This window comes from Haloferax sp. Atlit-12N (assembly GCF_003383095.1).
In the GTDB taxonomy this organism is placed as follows: Archaea; Halobacteriota; Halobacteria; order Halobacteriales; family Haloferacaceae; genus Haloferax.
Window position 1 is genome coordinate 1 of the sequence record NZ_PSYW01000050.1, and the last position, 838, is coordinate 838.

An 838-nucleotide genomic window follows, 5' to 3' on the forward strand; every position below is an offset into this window, starting at 1 on the left:
TCCGCGGGGGGTCGACAGCTTCGAAAGAGGCGTACTGTTGGCTCCAGAACGTCGTCCCCCACTGCTCGTTCAGGTCGCCGACGTCGTCGTACTTCGCTGCGAGCCACTCGGAAAAGGCGGCCGAACAGTCCTCGCAGTAACAGCGAACGGTCCCGTGACAGCCGAACTCGTTGTCGGTCTGCCAGCCGACGACGGCCGGATGGTCTGCGTAGTGGGCTGCCATCTCCGAAACGATGCGGCGCGTCTCCTCTCGGTATCGGGGCGAGTTGAAACAGTAGTGGCGACGCGAGCCGAAGTGCCGAGGCGTCCCGTCGGGGTCGGCCTGCAGAATCTCCGGGTGTTCGTCGACGAGCCACTTCGGCGGCGTTGCCGTTGGTGTACAGAGGACGACGTTCAGGCCGTGATCAGCTAGTATATCGACCGCCTCGTCAAGCCACGAGAAATCGAGGCCCCCAAGTGTCGGCTCGATGACGCCCCACGAAAACTCAGCCAGACGGACGTATTCGATGCCCGCCTCGGCCATTTGCCGTGCGTCAGATTCCCACTGTTCGCGTGGCCAATGTTCTGGAAAGTAGCAAACACCAATTGACATTGTCTATGATAAGAGATATCGCACCACAATAAAAATCCTCGGTCGGCTAGACCTCGCTCGTTGCCGGCCCGAGGTGTGGAGATACGGCCTATCTAATCCCCGCTATTCTGTATTATTCAGCTTCTCTCATGCTTCACCCCTGAAGCACGATCTCGGCAAGTGTCGCTGTACGTGGGCACCCAACGGATCCATCACTACAGTCCGATAGAATTGAATACTAGTGGTTTGAGTGATTGCGCAGACCGC

General features: G+C 58.6%; 1 protein-coding gene. It reads right to left on the reverse strand.

Features of this window, described 5'->3' with window-relative positions; all coding sequences use genetic code 11:
• A partial coding sequence (locus C5B90_RS19925; RefSeq protein WP_148708279.1) for a beta-galactosidase occupies positions 1–592 on the reverse strand: 592 nt, incomplete at its 3' end.
• Positions 593–838: the final 246 nt, after the last annotated feature.